The sequence below is a fragment of the Rhodococcus sp. OS5 genome, assembly GCF_056837585.1.
The window spans coordinates 3,298,487-3,314,273 of the sequence record NZ_CM166368.1; the positions used below are offsets into that span (position 1 = coordinate 3,298,487).

Genomic DNA, 15,787 nt, shown 5'->3' on the forward strand with positions numbered 1-15,787 from the left:
CGTTTCGGATCGGCAACGGAGCCTTGGGCACAGCTCAGTCCTGCTCGAGGTCTGGTGAACAACTCTCGCAGAGCAATTCGAGGGTTCGGCCGTCGCCGTCGATCCGGTTGCGGTACCGCGGGGTCGGAGTACCACAATCGACACACACGCCGAGTGTCTTGGCTTCGGATGAGAACTCGATGTTCATCCGCTTGTCGAACACGTACAGGGAACCGTCCCAGAGGCCGCGGTCGCCGAAAGTCTCGCCGTAACGGACGATTCCGCCGTCCAACTGATAGACCTCGTCGAAGCCACGTGAGCGCATCAGCGAAGACAACACCTCACAGCGCACTCCGCCGGTGCAGTACGTGACCACGGCTTTGCCCTTGAGATGGTCGTATTTGCCACTGTCGAGTTCGTTGACGAAATCCCGAGTGGTGGCGACGTCCGGAACTATCGCATCTCGGAAACGGCCGATCTCGGCTTCGAAGGCATTGCGCCCGTCGAAGAACACGACGTCGTCACCGCGAGTGTCGACGAGTTCGTGTAGTTCCTTGGGCACCAGGTGAACTCCTCCGCCGACGACACCGTTCTCGTCGACTTTCAGCTCGTCGGGGGCACCGAACGTCACGATCTCCGAGCGTGCCTTGACACTCAGACGAGGGAAATCGTTCCCGAGGCCGTCCGACCACTTGATGTCAGCGGTACGGAAGGGTTCGTAACCACGCGTACCACGGACATATCGCTTGACATCCTCGATGTCTCCGCCGACCGTCGCGTTGATCCCGTGCGGCGAGACGATGATCCGGCCCGTCAGGTTGTTGGACTCGGCCAGGCTGTGCTGCCACAGCTTGATCGCTTCCGGGTCCGCCAACGGCGTGAACTGGTAGAAGAGAACAATTTTCGGAATAGCCACAGCAAATCCAGCCTAACGTGCCGCGCTCGAGTGAACGTCGTGAAGATCGTGAATGGACAAGTCCAACAGGGACTCTCGAAACACGCGTCCAGGGCCGGCGGGGACGTCGACCTCACACGGAACGACGAGCACCGCGCAACCCGCAGCGCTGGCCGACGCCGTGCCGGTCGGCGAGTCCTCGATCGCGAGGCACTGCGCCGGCTCGAGTCCGAGCAGATGCGCGCCGCGCAGGTACGGATCCGCTGCCGGTTTCCCGTTGGGGACCTCGTCGCCACACACCGAATGGTCGAAGAACTCACGGCCGAGCATGCCGAGTGCCCGATCGACCAGAACTCGCTCGGTGTTGGTGACCAGTGCAGAACGCAGACCACCGTCACGCACGGTCGACAGTGCGTCGCGAGCACCCGGCCGCCAGGTCACGCCGTCCTCGAAAAGATCGCCGACGCGGGTGTACATCCAGTCCTTCGCCTCGGCGATGGCATCGGGATGCTTCTCCAGGCCGAGCGCGTCGAACACCGTCGCAAGGGCGAAGGGACTCGACGCACCGATGACGGCAACGCGTGTCGCTTCCGTCATCGGTCCGCCCAGGCGTAGGGACAGCTCACGAAGCGCGATGTCCCACAGCTTCTCCGAATCGAGCAGGGTGCCGTCCATGTCCCACAGGACACCACCGAGCGTTGATTCGGATACTTCGGTCAACAACTCAGACATTGAAATACTTTGCTTCCGGGTGGTGCAGGACAAAAGCGTCCGTGGACTGCTCGGGATGCAGCTGCAGCTCCTCGGACAATTCGACGCCGATTCGTTCGGGTTCGAGCAACGCAACCAACTTGGCTCGATCCTCGAGATCCGGGCACGCGCCGTATCCGAACGAATAACGAGCGCCGCGGTACTCGAGATCGAAGTAGCCGGCAACCTCGGTGGGATCCTGCTCCGCGACGGTGTGACCCTCGGGAAGCACTAGCTCTTCACGGACGCGTCGATGCCAGTACTCGGCCAGAGACTCCGTGAGCTGGACACCGATTCCGTGAACCTCGAGGTAATCGCGGTACGAGTTCGATGCGAACAACTCGTTGGCGAAGTCCGCGATCGGCTGACCCATCGTCACCAACTGGAACGGGAGTACGTCGACCTGCCCGGTGGCCTCGGCGTCCTTGCGCGAGCGAACGAAGTCCGCGATGCACAGGAAGCGGTCGCGGTGCTGGCGCGGGTAGGTGAATCGGAACCTTTCGGGTGCATCCGGTTTCGGCTCGGTGAGCACGATGACGTCGTCGCCCTCCGAGATCGCCGGGAAGTACCCGTACACGACCGCGGCATGCGCGAGGATACCCTCGGACGTCAGCCGATCGAGCCAGTACCGAAGTCGCGGACGACCTTCCGACTCGACCAGTTCCTCGTACGTCGGACCGTCGCCCTTGCGCTGACCGCGAAGGCCCCACTGGCCGAGGAAAAGAGCGCGCTCGTCGAGCAGCCCCGAGTACTCGGACAGCGAGATTCCCTTGACGATGCGCGAGCCCCAGAAGGGAGGTGTCGGCACCGCGATGTCGGTTGCGACATCGGAACGCTCCGGCAGGACCACGGGAACCGCTGCAGCCTTACGCTTTTCGGCGATGCGCTTGGAACGCTCGTGACGTGCCTTACGCTCGGCAGCCTTCTCGCGAGCAGCGATGGCCTCCGGGCTGTCCGGCGCCGGGCCGCCACCACGCTTGGTCGTCATGATCTGGTCCATCAAGTTCAGACCCTCGAAGGCGTCGCGGGCATAGCTGACGTCGCCCTCGTACACCTCCTGCAAGTCGTTCTCGACGTAGGAGCGCGTGAGCGCCGCACCACCGAGCAGAACCGGGAACTTCTCGGCGACTCCGCGTGCGTTGAGTTCCTGGAGGTTTTCCTTCATCACGACAGTGGACTTCACGAGCAGTCCAGACATGCCGATCACGTCGGCTTTCTTGTCCAACGCGACGTCGAGGATGGTCGCGATCGGCTGCTTGATACCGATGTTGACGACCTCGTAGCCGTTGTTGCTCAAGATGATGTCGACCAGGTTCTTGCCGATGTCGTGAACGTCGCCCTTGACGGTCGCGATCACGATGCGACCCTTGCCGTCCTCGTCGCTCGCTTCCATGTGCGGTTCGAGGAATGCCACGGCAGCCTTCATGACCTCGGCCGACTGCAACACGAACGGCAACTGCATCTGTCCGGAGCCGAACAGCTCGCCGACGGTCTTCATGCCCGAGAGCAAGGTCTCGTTGATGATGGCCAGCGGAGGCTTGATCGTCATCGCCTCGGTGAGGTCGTCGTCGAGGCCGTTGCGCTCGCCGTCGACGATGCGGCGTTCGAGCCGGTCGAACAACGGAAGTCCCGCCAGTTCCTGCGCACGGGACTCACGCGCCGACGCTGCCGAAACGCCCTCGAACAGAGCCATCAGCTTCTGCAGCGGGTCGTACCCCTCGCTACGACGGTCGTAGACGAGGTCGAGTGCGGTTTCACGCTGCTCGTCAGGAATTCGGGCCATCGGCAGAATCTTGGACGCATGAACGATCGCCGTGTCCAGACCTGCCTCGGTGCACTCGTGCAGGAACACCGAGTTGAGGACCTGCCGTGCGGCCGGGTTCAAACCGAACGAGATGTTCGAGATACCCAGGGTGAAGTGGAGTTCCGGGTACGCAGCCTTGAGCTGACGGATGGCTTCGATGGTCTCGATGCCGTCGCGTCGCACCTCTTCCTGACCGGTGGAGATGGGGAAGGTCAAGGCGTCGACGATGATGTCGGACTCGGCGAGTCCCCAGTTTCCCTTGATGTCCTCGATCAGACGCTTGGCGATGGCGACCTTCGTCTCGGCGGTGCGAGCCTGGCCCTCTTCGTCGATGGTCAGGGCGACGACCGCCGCGCCGTGCTCCTTGACCAGAGTCATGATCTTGTGGAAACGCGATTCGGGGCCGGCGCCGTCTTCGTAGTTGACGGAGTTGACGGCGCAGCGGCCACCGAGGTGCTCGAGGCCGGCTTGCAGCACGGCAGGCTCGGTGGAGTCGAGCATGATCGGCAGCGTCGAGGACGTCGCCAGGCGGCTGGCAAGTTCCGACATGTCGGCGGCACCGTCGCGGCCCACGTAGTCGACGTTGAGGTCGAGCATGTGTGCGCCGTCGCGGGTCTGGTCCTTGGCGATGTCCAGGCACTTCTGGTAGTCCGCGGAGAGCATCGCCTCGCGGAAAGCCTTGGAGCCGTTGGAGTTCGTGCGTTCGCCGATCATCAGGATGCTGGCGTCCTGCTCGAACGGCACCGCCGAGTACAGCGAAGAGGTGCTCGGCTCGTGGATCGGCGTGCGCTGGGCCTTCTCGACCTGACGAACCGCGTCGGCGACCGCGCTGATGTGCTCGGGCGTCGTACCGCAGCAGCCACCGACGAGGCCGAGTCCGAACTCGGAGACGAAACCACTGAGGGCTTCGGCCAATTCGTCGGCAGTCAGCGGATACTCGGCACCCTTGGGGCCGAGCTGCGGCAGGCCGGCATTGGGCATGACCGACACCGGCAGCGTGGAGTACTTGGACAGATGACGGAGATGTTCACTCATCTCGGCCGGCCCGGTGGCACAGTTCAGACCGATCATGTCGATACCGAGTGGCTCGAGTGCCGTCAGCGCCGCACCGATCTCACTGCCCAGGAGCATCGTTCCGGTTGTCTCGACCGTCACGTGCGTGATGATCGGCAACCGCAGTCCGAGTTGCTCCATCGCACGCTGGCTGCCGAGGATTGCGGCTTTCACCTGAAGCAGGTCCTGGCAGGTTTCGACGAGGATGGCGTCGGCGCCACCGTCGATCATGCCGAGCGCAGCTTCGGTGTACGCGTCACGCAGGACTGCGTACGGTGCGTGTCCCAGGCTGGGGAGCTTGGTTCCCGGTCCCATCGAACCGAGTACGAATCGGGCCATGCCGTCGCGGCCTGGTCCCATCTCGTCCGCTACTTCACGGGCGAGAGCAGTGCCTTTTTCCGCGAGTTCGCGGATCCGGTGAGAGATGTCGTAGTCGGCGAGGTTGGGCAGGTTGCAACCGAAGGTGTTGGTCTCGACGGCATCGGCACCAGCGGCGAAGTACGCACGGTGGATGTCTTTGAGCACGTCGGGACGGGTGTCGTTGAGGATCTCATTGCACCCCTCGAGGCCGAGGAAGTCGTCCAGGGTGAGGTCCGCGGCCTGCAACATGGTGCCCATCGCTCCGTCGCCGATGACAACGCGCTGTTTCAGCGCATCAAGCAGGGCAGAGTTAAATGGGGCAGACATGCCGTCCAGAGTAGTGGGCGCACCGACAAGCTCTGGCCGTAGGCTGGGTGGGTGAGTCCAAGTGAGTTCCCCGTCACTCCCGACGGCCCGGTCGATTTCGATGATTCCGCGGCCTTCGAGAGCCCTGACGGCTTTGCCGTCGACAGCAGCGACCGCCTCGAGGGCGACATCCCTGTCCTACGTGATCCCATCCTCGTTGCAGCTTTCGAGGGCTGGAACGACGCCGGTGACGCAGCCAGCGGTGCGGTCGAACATCTCGAGCTGATCTGGGATGCCCAGCCGCTCGCCGAACTCGATTCAGAGGACTACTACGACTATCAGGTCAACCGCCCCACAGTCCGGCAGGTCGACGGTGTCACTCGCGAAATCGTTTGGCCGGCAACACGTTTGTCGGTCTGTTCGCCTCCTGGCAGCGAGAGCGACATCGTCCTGCTTCGCGGGATCGAGCCCAACATGCGGTGGCGCAGTTTCTGCGAGGATCTGCTCGAGCTGATCGACCAACTGAACGTCAAGACGGTCGTCATCCTCGGCGCCCTGCTCGCCGATACTCCGCACACCCGACCGGTCCCGGTGACGGGCACGGCCTACAGCAGTGAATCCGCCGCCCGATTCAACCTGGAACAGACGCGGTACGAAGGCCCGACGGGCATCACCGGGGTTCTTCAGGACGAGTGCGTTCGTGCTGGTGTACCCGCTATTTCGTTCTGGGCGGCGGTTCCGCACTACGTCTCGCAGCCACCCAACCCGAAGGCCACAGTGGCCCTCCTTCAACGAGTCGAGGATGTTCTCGACATCGAGGTCCCACTCGGGGAGCTCCCGGCTCAGTCGGAGGATTGGGAGGAAGCGGTCAACGAAATGACCGCGGACGATGAGGAAATCGGCGAATACGTGCGCACCCTGGAAGAACGGGGAGACGCCGAAACCGACATCAGCGAAGCAATCTCCAAGATCGACGGCGATGCCATCGCCGCGGAATTCGAGCGCTACCTCAGACGGCGAGGCCCCGGCAGCTTCGGACTGTGAGCAAGAACACTCCAGAAGAAGGCGGAAGTACACAGCGCCCACTGCGCCTCCGGCTTCAGCTGATCGCGCTGTACGCCGGCGGGTTCCTCGGCCCGTTCGGCGGCGGCGTGGTTGCTTCGATCCTTCCCGAGATCGGTGACGATCTAGGGGTCGGTCCGTCGGCGGCCGCCTCTTCCCTCACCGCGTACCTGCTCCCCTTCGCCGCTCTGATGTTGGTGTCGGGGACACTCGGGACGCGGTGGGGCAAGGTTCGGACGGTGCGCATCGCTTACGGCGTCTACGTCCTCGCGTCGTTGGCATGCTTCCTCGCCCCGACACTCGAGATCTTCCTTGCCGCCCGGGTACTGCAGGGCTCCGCGAACGCATTCACCACGCCGCTACTGCTTGCCTCGTTGGCGGCCGCAACACCGCAGGCACGGCTGGGTCGAGCCCTCGGAGCCTTCGGCGCTTTCCAGGCCGCAGGGCAGTCGTCGGCTCCGTTGATCGGCGGACTGGCGGCCGAATTCGACTGGCGTCTGGCCTTTCTCGTCATCGCAGTGGTCGCGGGCATTCTGGGAGCCGTCGGACTTCCGAAGTCCGAAGCACCGGCAGCGACCACTCCCGCCCGTCTCCGCGATGCATTACGCCCCGAAGTGCTCCGCATCGGTATCGCTGCATTGCTCGGCTGGGGCGCCCTCGGTGGACTGAGCTTCCTGCTCGCCTTCCGCTTCGAAGACGAGTTCGGGCTGTCCCCCACCGTCCGCGGCCTACTGCTCACCGTCTTCGGCGTGGCCGGTATCCTCTCGGCCCGGCGCATCGGAATCCTCATCGATCGCATCGGCGCACGCTCCTCCGTGATGATCGGCGCCCTGGGCGGAGCAGTTCTGGTCTCCGTCGTCGGCCTTGCCGGCTTGGTGCCGGTGATCGCGATCGCATGGTTTGTCGCAGGCGTCGCGAGCCAGTTCGTGCTGGTCGGCGTCAACGCGGCGGTCCTCGGATCCGCGGGGCCGAACCGTGGCGGCGCCGTGTCCGTCGTCCAAGCGATGCGCTTCGGCGGCGCCGCTCTTGCTCCCCTGGCCCTGACACCGATTTACGACTCTTCGCCTGCCGCGAGCTTCCTGATCCCCGCACTACTGCTCGCCGTCGTCGCTCCCCTGATCATGCCGAAGCAACGCTGATCGATCTCGGCAGTTTCGAATTTGAAGTTGTGTAGGTAGTGAGTTTCTCGGCGAAAGCGACCACCGTTGTCGCGAGGCTGTCAGGGCGAACGTTATTCGGAAAATCTTGTGTTTCCGTCGTCGACAGATATTGATACCATTGGAACATGGGCGAATCTGAGTTGGAACCGGAACGGCCGATCGACATTTTTCGGCGATCGGTTGCCGTCATCGAAGAAAATTTGCCTCCTACCTGGTCTTTGTCGACGCAGCGCTCCCCCGACCTGTCCGAGGCGCCACTCCGACTCGACCTCCGCTCCCCTGACGGCTCGGTGGCCAAATTCGGCGTGTACGCCGCTCACGGTGTCCTGAGCAGCGACGTTCCCGGTATCGCCGATCGCTTCCCCACCGGTCAATCGGGCTTCGTGTGCGCAAAATATCTGTCCGAGCCGGTTCGCCGGCAGCTCGATTCCCACGCGATCTCGTACGCAGACGCCACGGGCAACGTGTCGTTGACCGCTGATCGACCCGCCGTCTGGGTGCGTGGACGCGGAGCCGACGCCGATCCGTGGCGGGGGCCCGGACGTCCTTCCGGACAGTTGACGGGCGATCCGTCAGCTCGCGTTGTGCGTGCGCTTGCCGATTTCGCGGCGCCACTGGCGATCACTGCCTTGGTGCGCCTGGCCGGTGCGTCGACGGGAGCAACCTATCGGGTGGTTCAGACACTGTCGGATCGTGAACTGGTGACCAGGCTCCCCCGCGGTGGGATCGGTGACGTCCGCTGGCCGAAGATGCTTCGTGAATGGGCGGCTGAGGCCGGGGCCAAAGCGCCGACGCCTCACGGCTTTCACGCGCCGGACGGGTTGGAAGCACTCTTCGATCAACTGCGTCAGCTCAGCGGTCACATCTACGCCGGTACCGCCTCGGTGGCCGCCGCACCCTTTGCTCGGTACGCGCCCACTCGACGTGCCCACTTCCATGCCGACAACGTCGATCAGTTCGCCGACGCTCTCGGACTACGGCGGGTGGAATCCGGCGGTGACGTGTGGATCACCGCTCCCCTCTCACCGTCTGCCTTCGACCGATTGCTCACCCGCGACGGCATCCGCATCGTCGCCCCCAGCCAAGCGTTCGCCGATCTGCTGGTCGGCCCGGACTCCGACGAGGCGGCGGCCGAGCACCTGCTCACATGGATGATCGAGAACGAATCGCAGTGGCGACGCGCCGCATCCCCTGCTACGGATCGCCCGTAGGAAAAAGAGGGGGCGTCTCTCGCCTACCCTGTCATGGTGGAAGAAACGAGTGCGCCCGATTACGCCGCGTACGCCGACACCAATCGACTGAAGCTGTTTTCGTTCACGATCGCGGAAAAACGGGCCGAGTACCTCTGGGTACTTCGTGCCTTCGACCATGCTCGCGCCAACTACACCGTCCTGCTGCATGCCGGAGCCGTCGCGCAAATCCTCGAGAAGATCGGTGGATCGGATCCGGCGGCCGATCTGTCGGCAGCAGAGGTCACTCCCCTGTTGGATCAGCTCCACGTGTGGGAGATCCTCGAGCGCAGCTACGACGGCACCCGCGCGGCCACGCTGGCCGAGTACCGCAATCGCCACTTCGTCTACCAGTTCGGTCAGGCCGGATACCAGGTCTATCGATCAGTCGAAGACGTTCTCGCCGCACGCCTGGACTCGGCGTCGCTCTCGCGTCTCGCTCTGCCGGACCTGCTCGCAGACATGTCCGAACTCGCCGAGGCCAACCGAAGCTCCGACGGCGATCTGATCTTCCGCAAGCTCAAGCGCCTCGACTCGACACTCTCCGACATGGCTGATCGAGCCGCGCACTTCTATCTGACCCTCGGGGACCTCGTACGGACCACGGAGATCACTCCGCAGGCTTTCCTCACGCACAAGGACGCTCTGCTCACGCACATGCGGGAGTTCAGCTCCGATCTGGCTCGCTACGCCCCCAAGCTCAAGGAAGCGATCGAGCACGTCGAATCCACCGGGGTCGATCGCATGATCCGCCTCGCCGCCGCCAGTGACGAACGGGTGTTCGTCCCGATCACCGAACGCGAGGACGACTGGGCTGCGCGCTGGCGAGGATTGACCGCCTGGTTCGTCTCCGCGGAATCGGGGATCAGCGAGTCCGAGCGTCTACGTGAGGGCACGATGAGCGCGATCGCCGCGGTTCTGGCGCTCCTTCGCCGCGTCACGGAAACCCGTCGCGGCGGCGTCAGCCGTGAGAGCCAGCTCCGGCACCTCGCCGGCTGGTTCGCCGCCACGCCGTCCGAAGACGCAGCTCATGCTCTGTTCCAGGCAGTGTTCGACCTCGGTCGTCCACGCCATCTCTCGATGGTGCATCCGGACGCCGACATCATTTCGCACTCACGCTCGTGGTGGGAGGCACCGCCGGTCGAGATCGCGCGAACACTCGCCGAAACCGGCCGCCCGCCCTCACCCGGCTTGCCGAGCAAAGTCGCCCGCAACGACGGCAGCATCCGCCGCCTGCGCGAAGAGCAGCTGGCGGCGCAACGTACGCGCAGTGCCGCGGCGCAATCCCTCGCGTCGAACGGCGTCTATCAGCGCGAACTCAACGAGCAGGAGACCGAAGTTTTGCTGAGTCTGCTCAATGCAGCACTGACCGCGCGCGTTCCGGTGGTGGGACGCGTCAAGAGCTCCACCGGTAGTGAGAACGGGGTGAAGCTGACGCTCAGTCCCTCGGACGGTTCGACCACCATCAAGACCGCCCGCGGGCGTATGCACCTCGACGGCATCGAGGTCAGTGTTCGATGAGAGCTCGCGAGATCACGCCCCTTGCCCTCGACTCGTATCAACGCGCGGCGCGAGTGATCCTGTCCAACCACCTGATCACCTCGACGTACCCGGATCGAATTGCGTTGCCGCTCTTGCGCCGTTGGGCCACCGAGCTGCGTGACGACCTACTCGAACTGTTCGGCTACCGCCTCGAGGTGACGGAGACCACCGCGCGCCTGTTCACGGTGTCGGATCGACTCAACCCGTCGGCACCGGCCCGAACTGCCTCCGAGCGAACCTTCGATCGCACGCGCTACGCGTACCTGGCGTTGTGCCTGGCCGCATTGGGCCGCGCCGGAAACCAGATCACGTTGTCGGAGTTGGCCGATCACGTCGCGGCTGACGCAGGGCAGGTCGACGGCGTGGAACTCTCCACCGATCGTGCGTCCGACCGCGACGCCTTCGTCGACGCAGTGGGCTGGCTCGGAGTCAGAGGCGCCATCGCCCTCGCCGACGGTGACGCAAACGGCTGGGCGTCCAATCCCGAAGCGGGAGAAGCGCTCTACGACATCGACCGTTCCGTCGTCGTAGCGCTGTTCCGTCCACCGCGCGCCCTGCAGCACCTTCACTCCATCCGCGGACTCCTGGCCGCCGAGACCTCGAGCGCCTCCGAGGACGACGGAATTCCCGTGGACGCGAAAGAGATCGGACGCCGAGTACGTCGGGCACTCGTCGAGCGCCCGGTCGTACTGGCCGGTGAACTCGATCAGCACGAATTGATCGCGTTGGCGCAGCCCAAGACCGCGTCGGAAGTCGAACTACTGACGGGGTTGGTGGCCGAGCGCCGCGCCGAGGGAATCGCGATGATCGATCCCACCGGTCGCCTCTCCGACGTCCGCTTCCCGAGCACCGGAACGATCGCTCAGGTGGCACTTCTCCTGGCCGGCGAGATTGCCGACCGCGTACTCGACGTCGACGCTCCCGAACTGCCGAAACTTCCGATCCCGCACGTGTCGGACGATCACCTGATCGAACAACTCGATGCCGCCATCCCCGAGGCCGGGATCTTCGAGGACCTCGCCGACGAGGACGACGACTTCGTGCTGCCCGCCGGCGAACCGGCCGAGCCACCGCCACCCGTCACGTACCCGAAAATCGACGACGACTGGCTCGCTGACAAGGTCACCGAGTTGGTGGACCAGTTCGGGCGAACTTTCGCGGCGCAGTGGCAGGCCGATCACAACGGGCTGCGCAAGCAGGCGCTCGGGTTGCTGCAACGTCTGCGCCTGACGCATGCGGTCGACGGCGGCGTACTGGTGTTGCCCGTCCTTGCCCGGTACCGCGACGTCGTGGTCTCCGTGCGCGAACGCGATCCTCAGATCGACTTCGCGGTGGACAACTCCGCACCGGATCCGGTCGACGAATTCGGCCCCGAACCTTCCCCCAACGGCGAACTATCAGAGGTAGAGAACGTATGAGCAACGCCCGCTTCCGACCTACTCGGGCTGGAATCATCAACCTCTGGGATTACCGAGACCAAGAGTTCTCGTTCGCCGACGGTCGACTGGTTCTGCGGGGACCCAACGGATCCGGCAAGACCAAGGCCCTCGAGGTCCTGTTCCCGTTCGTCTTCGACGGCCGCATCGAACCGCGGCGCCTCAACCCGTTCGCCGGTGAAGAGCGCACGATGAAGTCCAACCTGCTCTACCGGGGCCAGGACAGCGCGCACTCCTACGTGTGGATGGAGTTCTGCCGCGGCTCCCTCGAAGATCCCGAGTCGGTGACCGTGGGAATCGGCATGCGCGCAACACGCACCAACGACAAGGTCACCCGCTGGTACTTCGTCGCCGACGGCCGCGTCGGGGTCGACTTCTCGCTGATCGGCAACGACGATCGCCCCCTGACCAAGAAGCAGCTTGCCGAACAACTCGGCAGCGATGCCATCACCGACCGTCCCCTCGACTACCGCACAGCCATCGACGCGCGGATGTTCGGTCTCGGTGTGCAGCGATACGACCAGCTGATCAACCTCATTCTCACGCTTCGCCGCCCCCAGCTCGCGAAGAACCTCGACCCGAAGGGCCTTTCGCAGGCACTCACCGACGGTCTCCGTCCACTCGACGATCAGTTGGTCCTCGAAGCTGCGCGTTCGTTCAGCGACATGGAGGAAGTCGGCCGCGCGCTCGAGGGGCTCGCGGCCGCCGATCAGGCAGCCCAGAGTTTCATCGGGGTCTACACCAAGTACCTGCGTCAGCAGTCTCGCGGAGAGATCGAACAGGTCAGCACCCGCCTCGCAGCGGTCACCAGAGGTGTTGCCGCCATGGACGAGTCGTCGCTCGCCCAGACCCGCAGCCGTGAGGCGCGGGCAGCAGCCGAGGAGCGCTTCAACCAGGCCGAGCAGGCACTCGAGAACGCGCGCGCCAATGTCGAAGCACTGCAACGCTCGAGCGCGTACGAAGGCAAACAGCAACTCGACGACCTCGCCCAGGCCGTCGCGACGCTCAAGCTCTCGACCGAGCAGCAGGCAGACAAGTCCCGGAAAGCGCAGGCCGCACTCGCTCAACGCGGCGACGAAGCCGACAAGGCTGCATCGTCGGTCAAGCGTGCGGCCGAAGCACTCTCGCGCGCCGAGGACGAACTGCAGGCGGCCGCTGAGGACGCCGGCATCGTCTGGACTCCCCTGCCCGACGGCTCACGCAGTGACCAGATCACGGCAGCCGTCCGTGGCCATGCCGAGGAGCGTGACGGTGACGTACGCGTCGTCCGCACCGCACTGGCGACCGTCGAGAAGGCGGCGACCGAACGAACCCGGGCCGAAAACAGCTCTCGCCGTGGACAAGAGCTGCTCGAAGCGTCCAAGGCGGCTGTGCTCGAGGGCGAAGCTGCCGTGGAACTCGCACGCAGTCAGTGCGCCAGCGGGCTGCGCGCGTGGTGGACCGATCACTCCTCCCTGTTTTCGGCTGTCGGCGCCGACACGTCGCTGTTCGAAGCTCTCGACGCGGCGCTCGCCGAAGTCGGCGACGAAGACGCTCCGGCGCTGTCCGCAGTTCTCGCCGAGCACACCGAGGCCGGCACCGAGACGCTGCGCGAGCGTCGACGTGAGGCCGAAGCTGAAATATCTGCATCACACGCCTCCATCGCGGCTCTCAAATCCGAGCGCAAGGCCGTCTCCGCGGAACACGACGACGCTCCGCCTGCCTTCCACGCACGCTCCGACAACCGCAGTGAACTGGGTGGTGCACCGCTGTGGCAGTTGGTGCGCTTCGCCGATTCCGTCGAACCAGACGTGGCCACGGGAATCGAATCCGCACTCCAGGCGGCAAATCTGCTCGACGGCTGGGTCTGCCCGGACGAGAAGATTCCCGAGCACGTCAGCGAGCAGTTCCTGACGGCTCTGCCCGTCAAGCAGCGTCCGAAGGGACGAACGCTGGCCGACGTCCTCGAGGTCGAAGGCAATGCCGACGTACCCGACGCTCGGGTACAGGACATTCTCGCGTCGATCAGTCTCGTCGAGGCGCCAGGCGACTCCGATGCAAGCGTCGCGATCGGCGTCGACGGCCGCTTCTGGCAGGGCGTCGCGCGTGGCCGGCACGTCAAGGCCGACGCCGAGTACATCGGCACCACAGCACGGGCGCGTCGACGCGAGGCTCGGATCACCGAGATCGACGCGGCTCTGGAAGAACTTGCCGCGGCAGTCGATACGGCCAAGGCACTGGTGGCGCAGACCAACGAGCAACTGAGCCGGATCAACTCTGCGGCAAAGGAATTGCCGAAGACAGGTTCGATCCTGCGCGCACTCAAGACGGTCACCGAATCCGCCGGCGCCCTCCGTACTCGCTCGGAGGCCACGGAAACGGCACAACGCGAACTCGATGCGGCGATCGCTGATCTCGCGGCGAAGGAAAAGCAACTCCGAGCGACGGCGTCGCAGCACCGGACGCCGCATATCGGCCGTGAACTCGACTCCCTCGCGGCGGCGATCCGTCATTTCGAGAAGCAGGGCGAACTGGCGCTGCGCTGCCGACGGGAGCATGCCAAGGAAGTCGAACTCGAACGCGAGTCTCGCGACCGTCTCGACGAATCACGCGCCAATGCGGAGGAATTCGCCGAGGAAGCCGCCATCGCCGAGGAGAGTCTGCTCCAGCAGGTGCAGCGTCTCGAGACGCTGCGCGACACCCTCGGTGCCAGCGCCGAGCAGATCGACCTGGACCTGGCAAAAGCCCGCGCGAAGATCGAAGAATGCAAGGTCGAACAGCGTGCGGCGCGAAAGGCGTACGACGCCGCCGTCCTCCAGATCGGCACGGCGGAGGGTGCGTATAACACCGCCGTGGAGACTTTGCGTCACACCCTGACCGAAACCCGCAGTGATGCAGAGCGACTCGCACCCTACGCGCGCCCGGACCTTCTCGAGTTGTTGGGCGTCAAGGAACATCTGAGCTGGCCGGCCAGTTCAGCGGCGTGGATGAGCCCCGATCAGTTGGTCTACCGCATCCAGAACGAAGATCGCAGCGAGGACGCAGCCCACCCGCCTGTCCTCCCCGAAGACGTCGACAAGTTGTACCGAGCGCTCGAGGCTGCGACCTCGGCAGTCCGAGTCACCGACGGCGCCCGAAAGGCAACCCGCACGGCACTGACCTCGGCGCTGCAGGACTTCGACGCGCAACTCGCAGCAGCCGGACAGGACTACCGTCTGCAGTGGGATGCACCGGATGGGCTGACCGTCATACGAGTCCAGGACGATCAGGGCTATTCGTCGATCGGCGAGTTCGCAACGCGGATCCACGACGCTCGCGGCGATCAGGAGCAGTTGCTCACCGAATCCGAGCGTCGCATTCTCGAAGATGCCCTGTTGACGGGATTGGCTCAGCAGATCCACGAGCGCACGGTCGACGCACGCGAGTTGATCGCACAGATGGGCACCGAGATGCGTGAGCGTCGGATGTCCTCAGGTAATACCATCGGCGTTCACTGGGTGCTCGCCGACAACCTCGACGACAGCTCGCGGGCGATCTCCAAGCTGCTGGATCGAGACGCGTCGGCCCTCGGCGTCGATGAACTGGCAACTCTGCGAGCACATTTCGCGACGCAGATCCGTACCGCCCGCGCGGCGCACCCCGAACGCTCGTACCCGGAGATTCTGTCCTCGGCGCTCGACTACCGTCAATGGCGCGTGTTCTCGTTCACCCTCATCAGCGGTGAGGGCAAGGAAGACCGTCTTACCGTCGCGCGGCACAGCGCGCTGTCCGGTGGCGAGCAGTCCGTCTCGCTGCACCTTCCTTTGTTCGCCGCGGCGCACGTCATGTTGGACTCGGCCGACCCGCACGCCCCGCGTCTGCTGGCACTCGACGAGGCCTTCGCCGGTGTCGACGACAACGGTCGCAGCGAGCTTCTCGGCTTGAGCGTTCAGTTCGACCTGGACCTCTTCATGACCGGCTACGACCTGTGGATCACGTACGCAGACGTCCCCGGCTGTGCGCACTACGACCTCGCGCACTCCACGGCCGAACAGGCTGTCAGCGCCGCGCTGCTGGTCTGGTCGAACGGTGAGCTGCTCGCCGAGCACGACGGAACGGATCTGGCGAGGGCATTGGGCTCGCCGCTACGGCGCCGGGTGCCGACACCCGCCGAAGGTGCGTTGGACTACGCCTAGAAACTGCTGTGCGCCTTTATTAACCGCGGGCGGTTTATAAAGGCGCACAGCAGGGGT

Annotated in this window: 9 protein-coding genes; 6 read left to right on the plus strand and 3 right to left on the minus strand. The window is 64.6% G+C overall.

All coding sequences use genetic code 11. The annotated features are described in order from the left end of the window. Window positions 1-34: 34 nt before the first annotated feature. The 3 genes from trhO to metH are packed head-to-tail and all read right to left on the minus strand — an operon-like array spanning window position 35 to window position 5,168. Window positions 35-895 carry an oxygen-dependent tRNA uridine(34) hydroxylase TrhO gene (trhO, locus tag ACVZUB_RS15410; protein ID WP_042450983.1) on the minus strand — a complete coding sequence of 287 codons (861 nt, stop codon included), beginning with the start codon at window positions 893-895 and terminating at the stop codon, window positions 35-37. A 12-nt stretch (window positions 896-907) separates the two neighbouring features. Further along, window positions 908-1,606, minus strand: a complete 699-nt coding sequence (locus ACVZUB_RS15415) for an HAD family hydrolase (protein WP_007729900.1) — start codon at window positions 1,604-1,606, stop codon at window positions 908-910. After that, window positions 1,599-5,168: a methionine synthase gene (gene metH, locus ACVZUB_RS15420; RefSeq protein WP_047270513.1), complete on the minus strand. Its 3,570-nt coding sequence runs from the start codon at window positions 5,166-5,168 to the stop codon at window positions 1,599-1,601. The genes ACVZUB_RS15415 and metH overlap by 8 nt, the downstream gene beginning before the upstream one ends. A gap of 168 nt (window positions 5,169-5,336) precedes the next feature. Between metH and ACVZUB_RS15425 the strand changes: the two genes are divergently transcribed. The 6 genes from ACVZUB_RS15425 to ACVZUB_RS15450 all read left to right on the plus strand — a co-directional run bounded on the left by ACVZUB_RS15425 (window position 5,337) and on the right by ACVZUB_RS15450 (window position 15,730). After that, window positions 5,337-6,191, plus strand: a complete 855-nt coding sequence (locus ACVZUB_RS15425) for a PAC2 family protein (protein WP_223257810.1) — start codon at window positions 5,337-5,339, stop codon at window positions 6,189-6,191. Further along, window positions 6,188-7,348, plus strand: a complete 1,161-nt coding sequence (locus ACVZUB_RS15430; RefSeq protein ID WP_050655280.1) for an MFS transporter — start codon at window positions 6,188-6,190, stop codon at window positions 7,346-7,348. The genes ACVZUB_RS15425 and ACVZUB_RS15430 overlap by 4 nt, the downstream gene beginning before the upstream one ends. Window positions 7,349-7,494: 146 nt before the next feature. Next, window positions 7,495-8,580, plus strand: coding sequence for a hypothetical protein (locus ACVZUB_RS15435; RefSeq protein ID WP_482627495.1), 1,086 nt, complete (start codon window positions 7,495-7,497; stop codon window positions 8,578-8,580). Between the two features lie 33 nt (window positions 8,581-8,613). Beyond that, window positions 8,614-10,119 carry a TIGR02677 family protein gene (locus tag ACVZUB_RS15440; protein ID WP_019748531.1) on the plus strand — a complete coding sequence of 502 codons (1,506 nt, stop codon included), beginning with the start codon at window positions 8,614-8,616 and terminating at the stop codon, window positions 10,117-10,119. Beyond that, window positions 10,116-11,558 (plus strand): TIGR02678 family protein, encoded by a 1,443-nt coding sequence (locus ACVZUB_RS15445; protein WP_218680607.1) that lies wholly within the window; start codon window positions 10,116-10,118, stop codon window positions 11,556-11,558. The genes ACVZUB_RS15440 and ACVZUB_RS15445 overlap by 4 nt, the downstream gene beginning before the upstream one ends. Continuing rightward, window positions 11,555-15,730: a TIGR02680 family protein gene (locus ACVZUB_RS15450; protein ID WP_482627496.1), complete on the plus strand. Its 4,176-nt coding sequence runs from the start codon at window positions 11,555-11,557 to the stop codon at window positions 15,728-15,730. Before ACVZUB_RS15445 ends, ACVZUB_RS15450 begins: the two co-directional genes overlap by 4 nt. Window positions 15,731-15,787 lie beyond the last annotated feature (57 nt).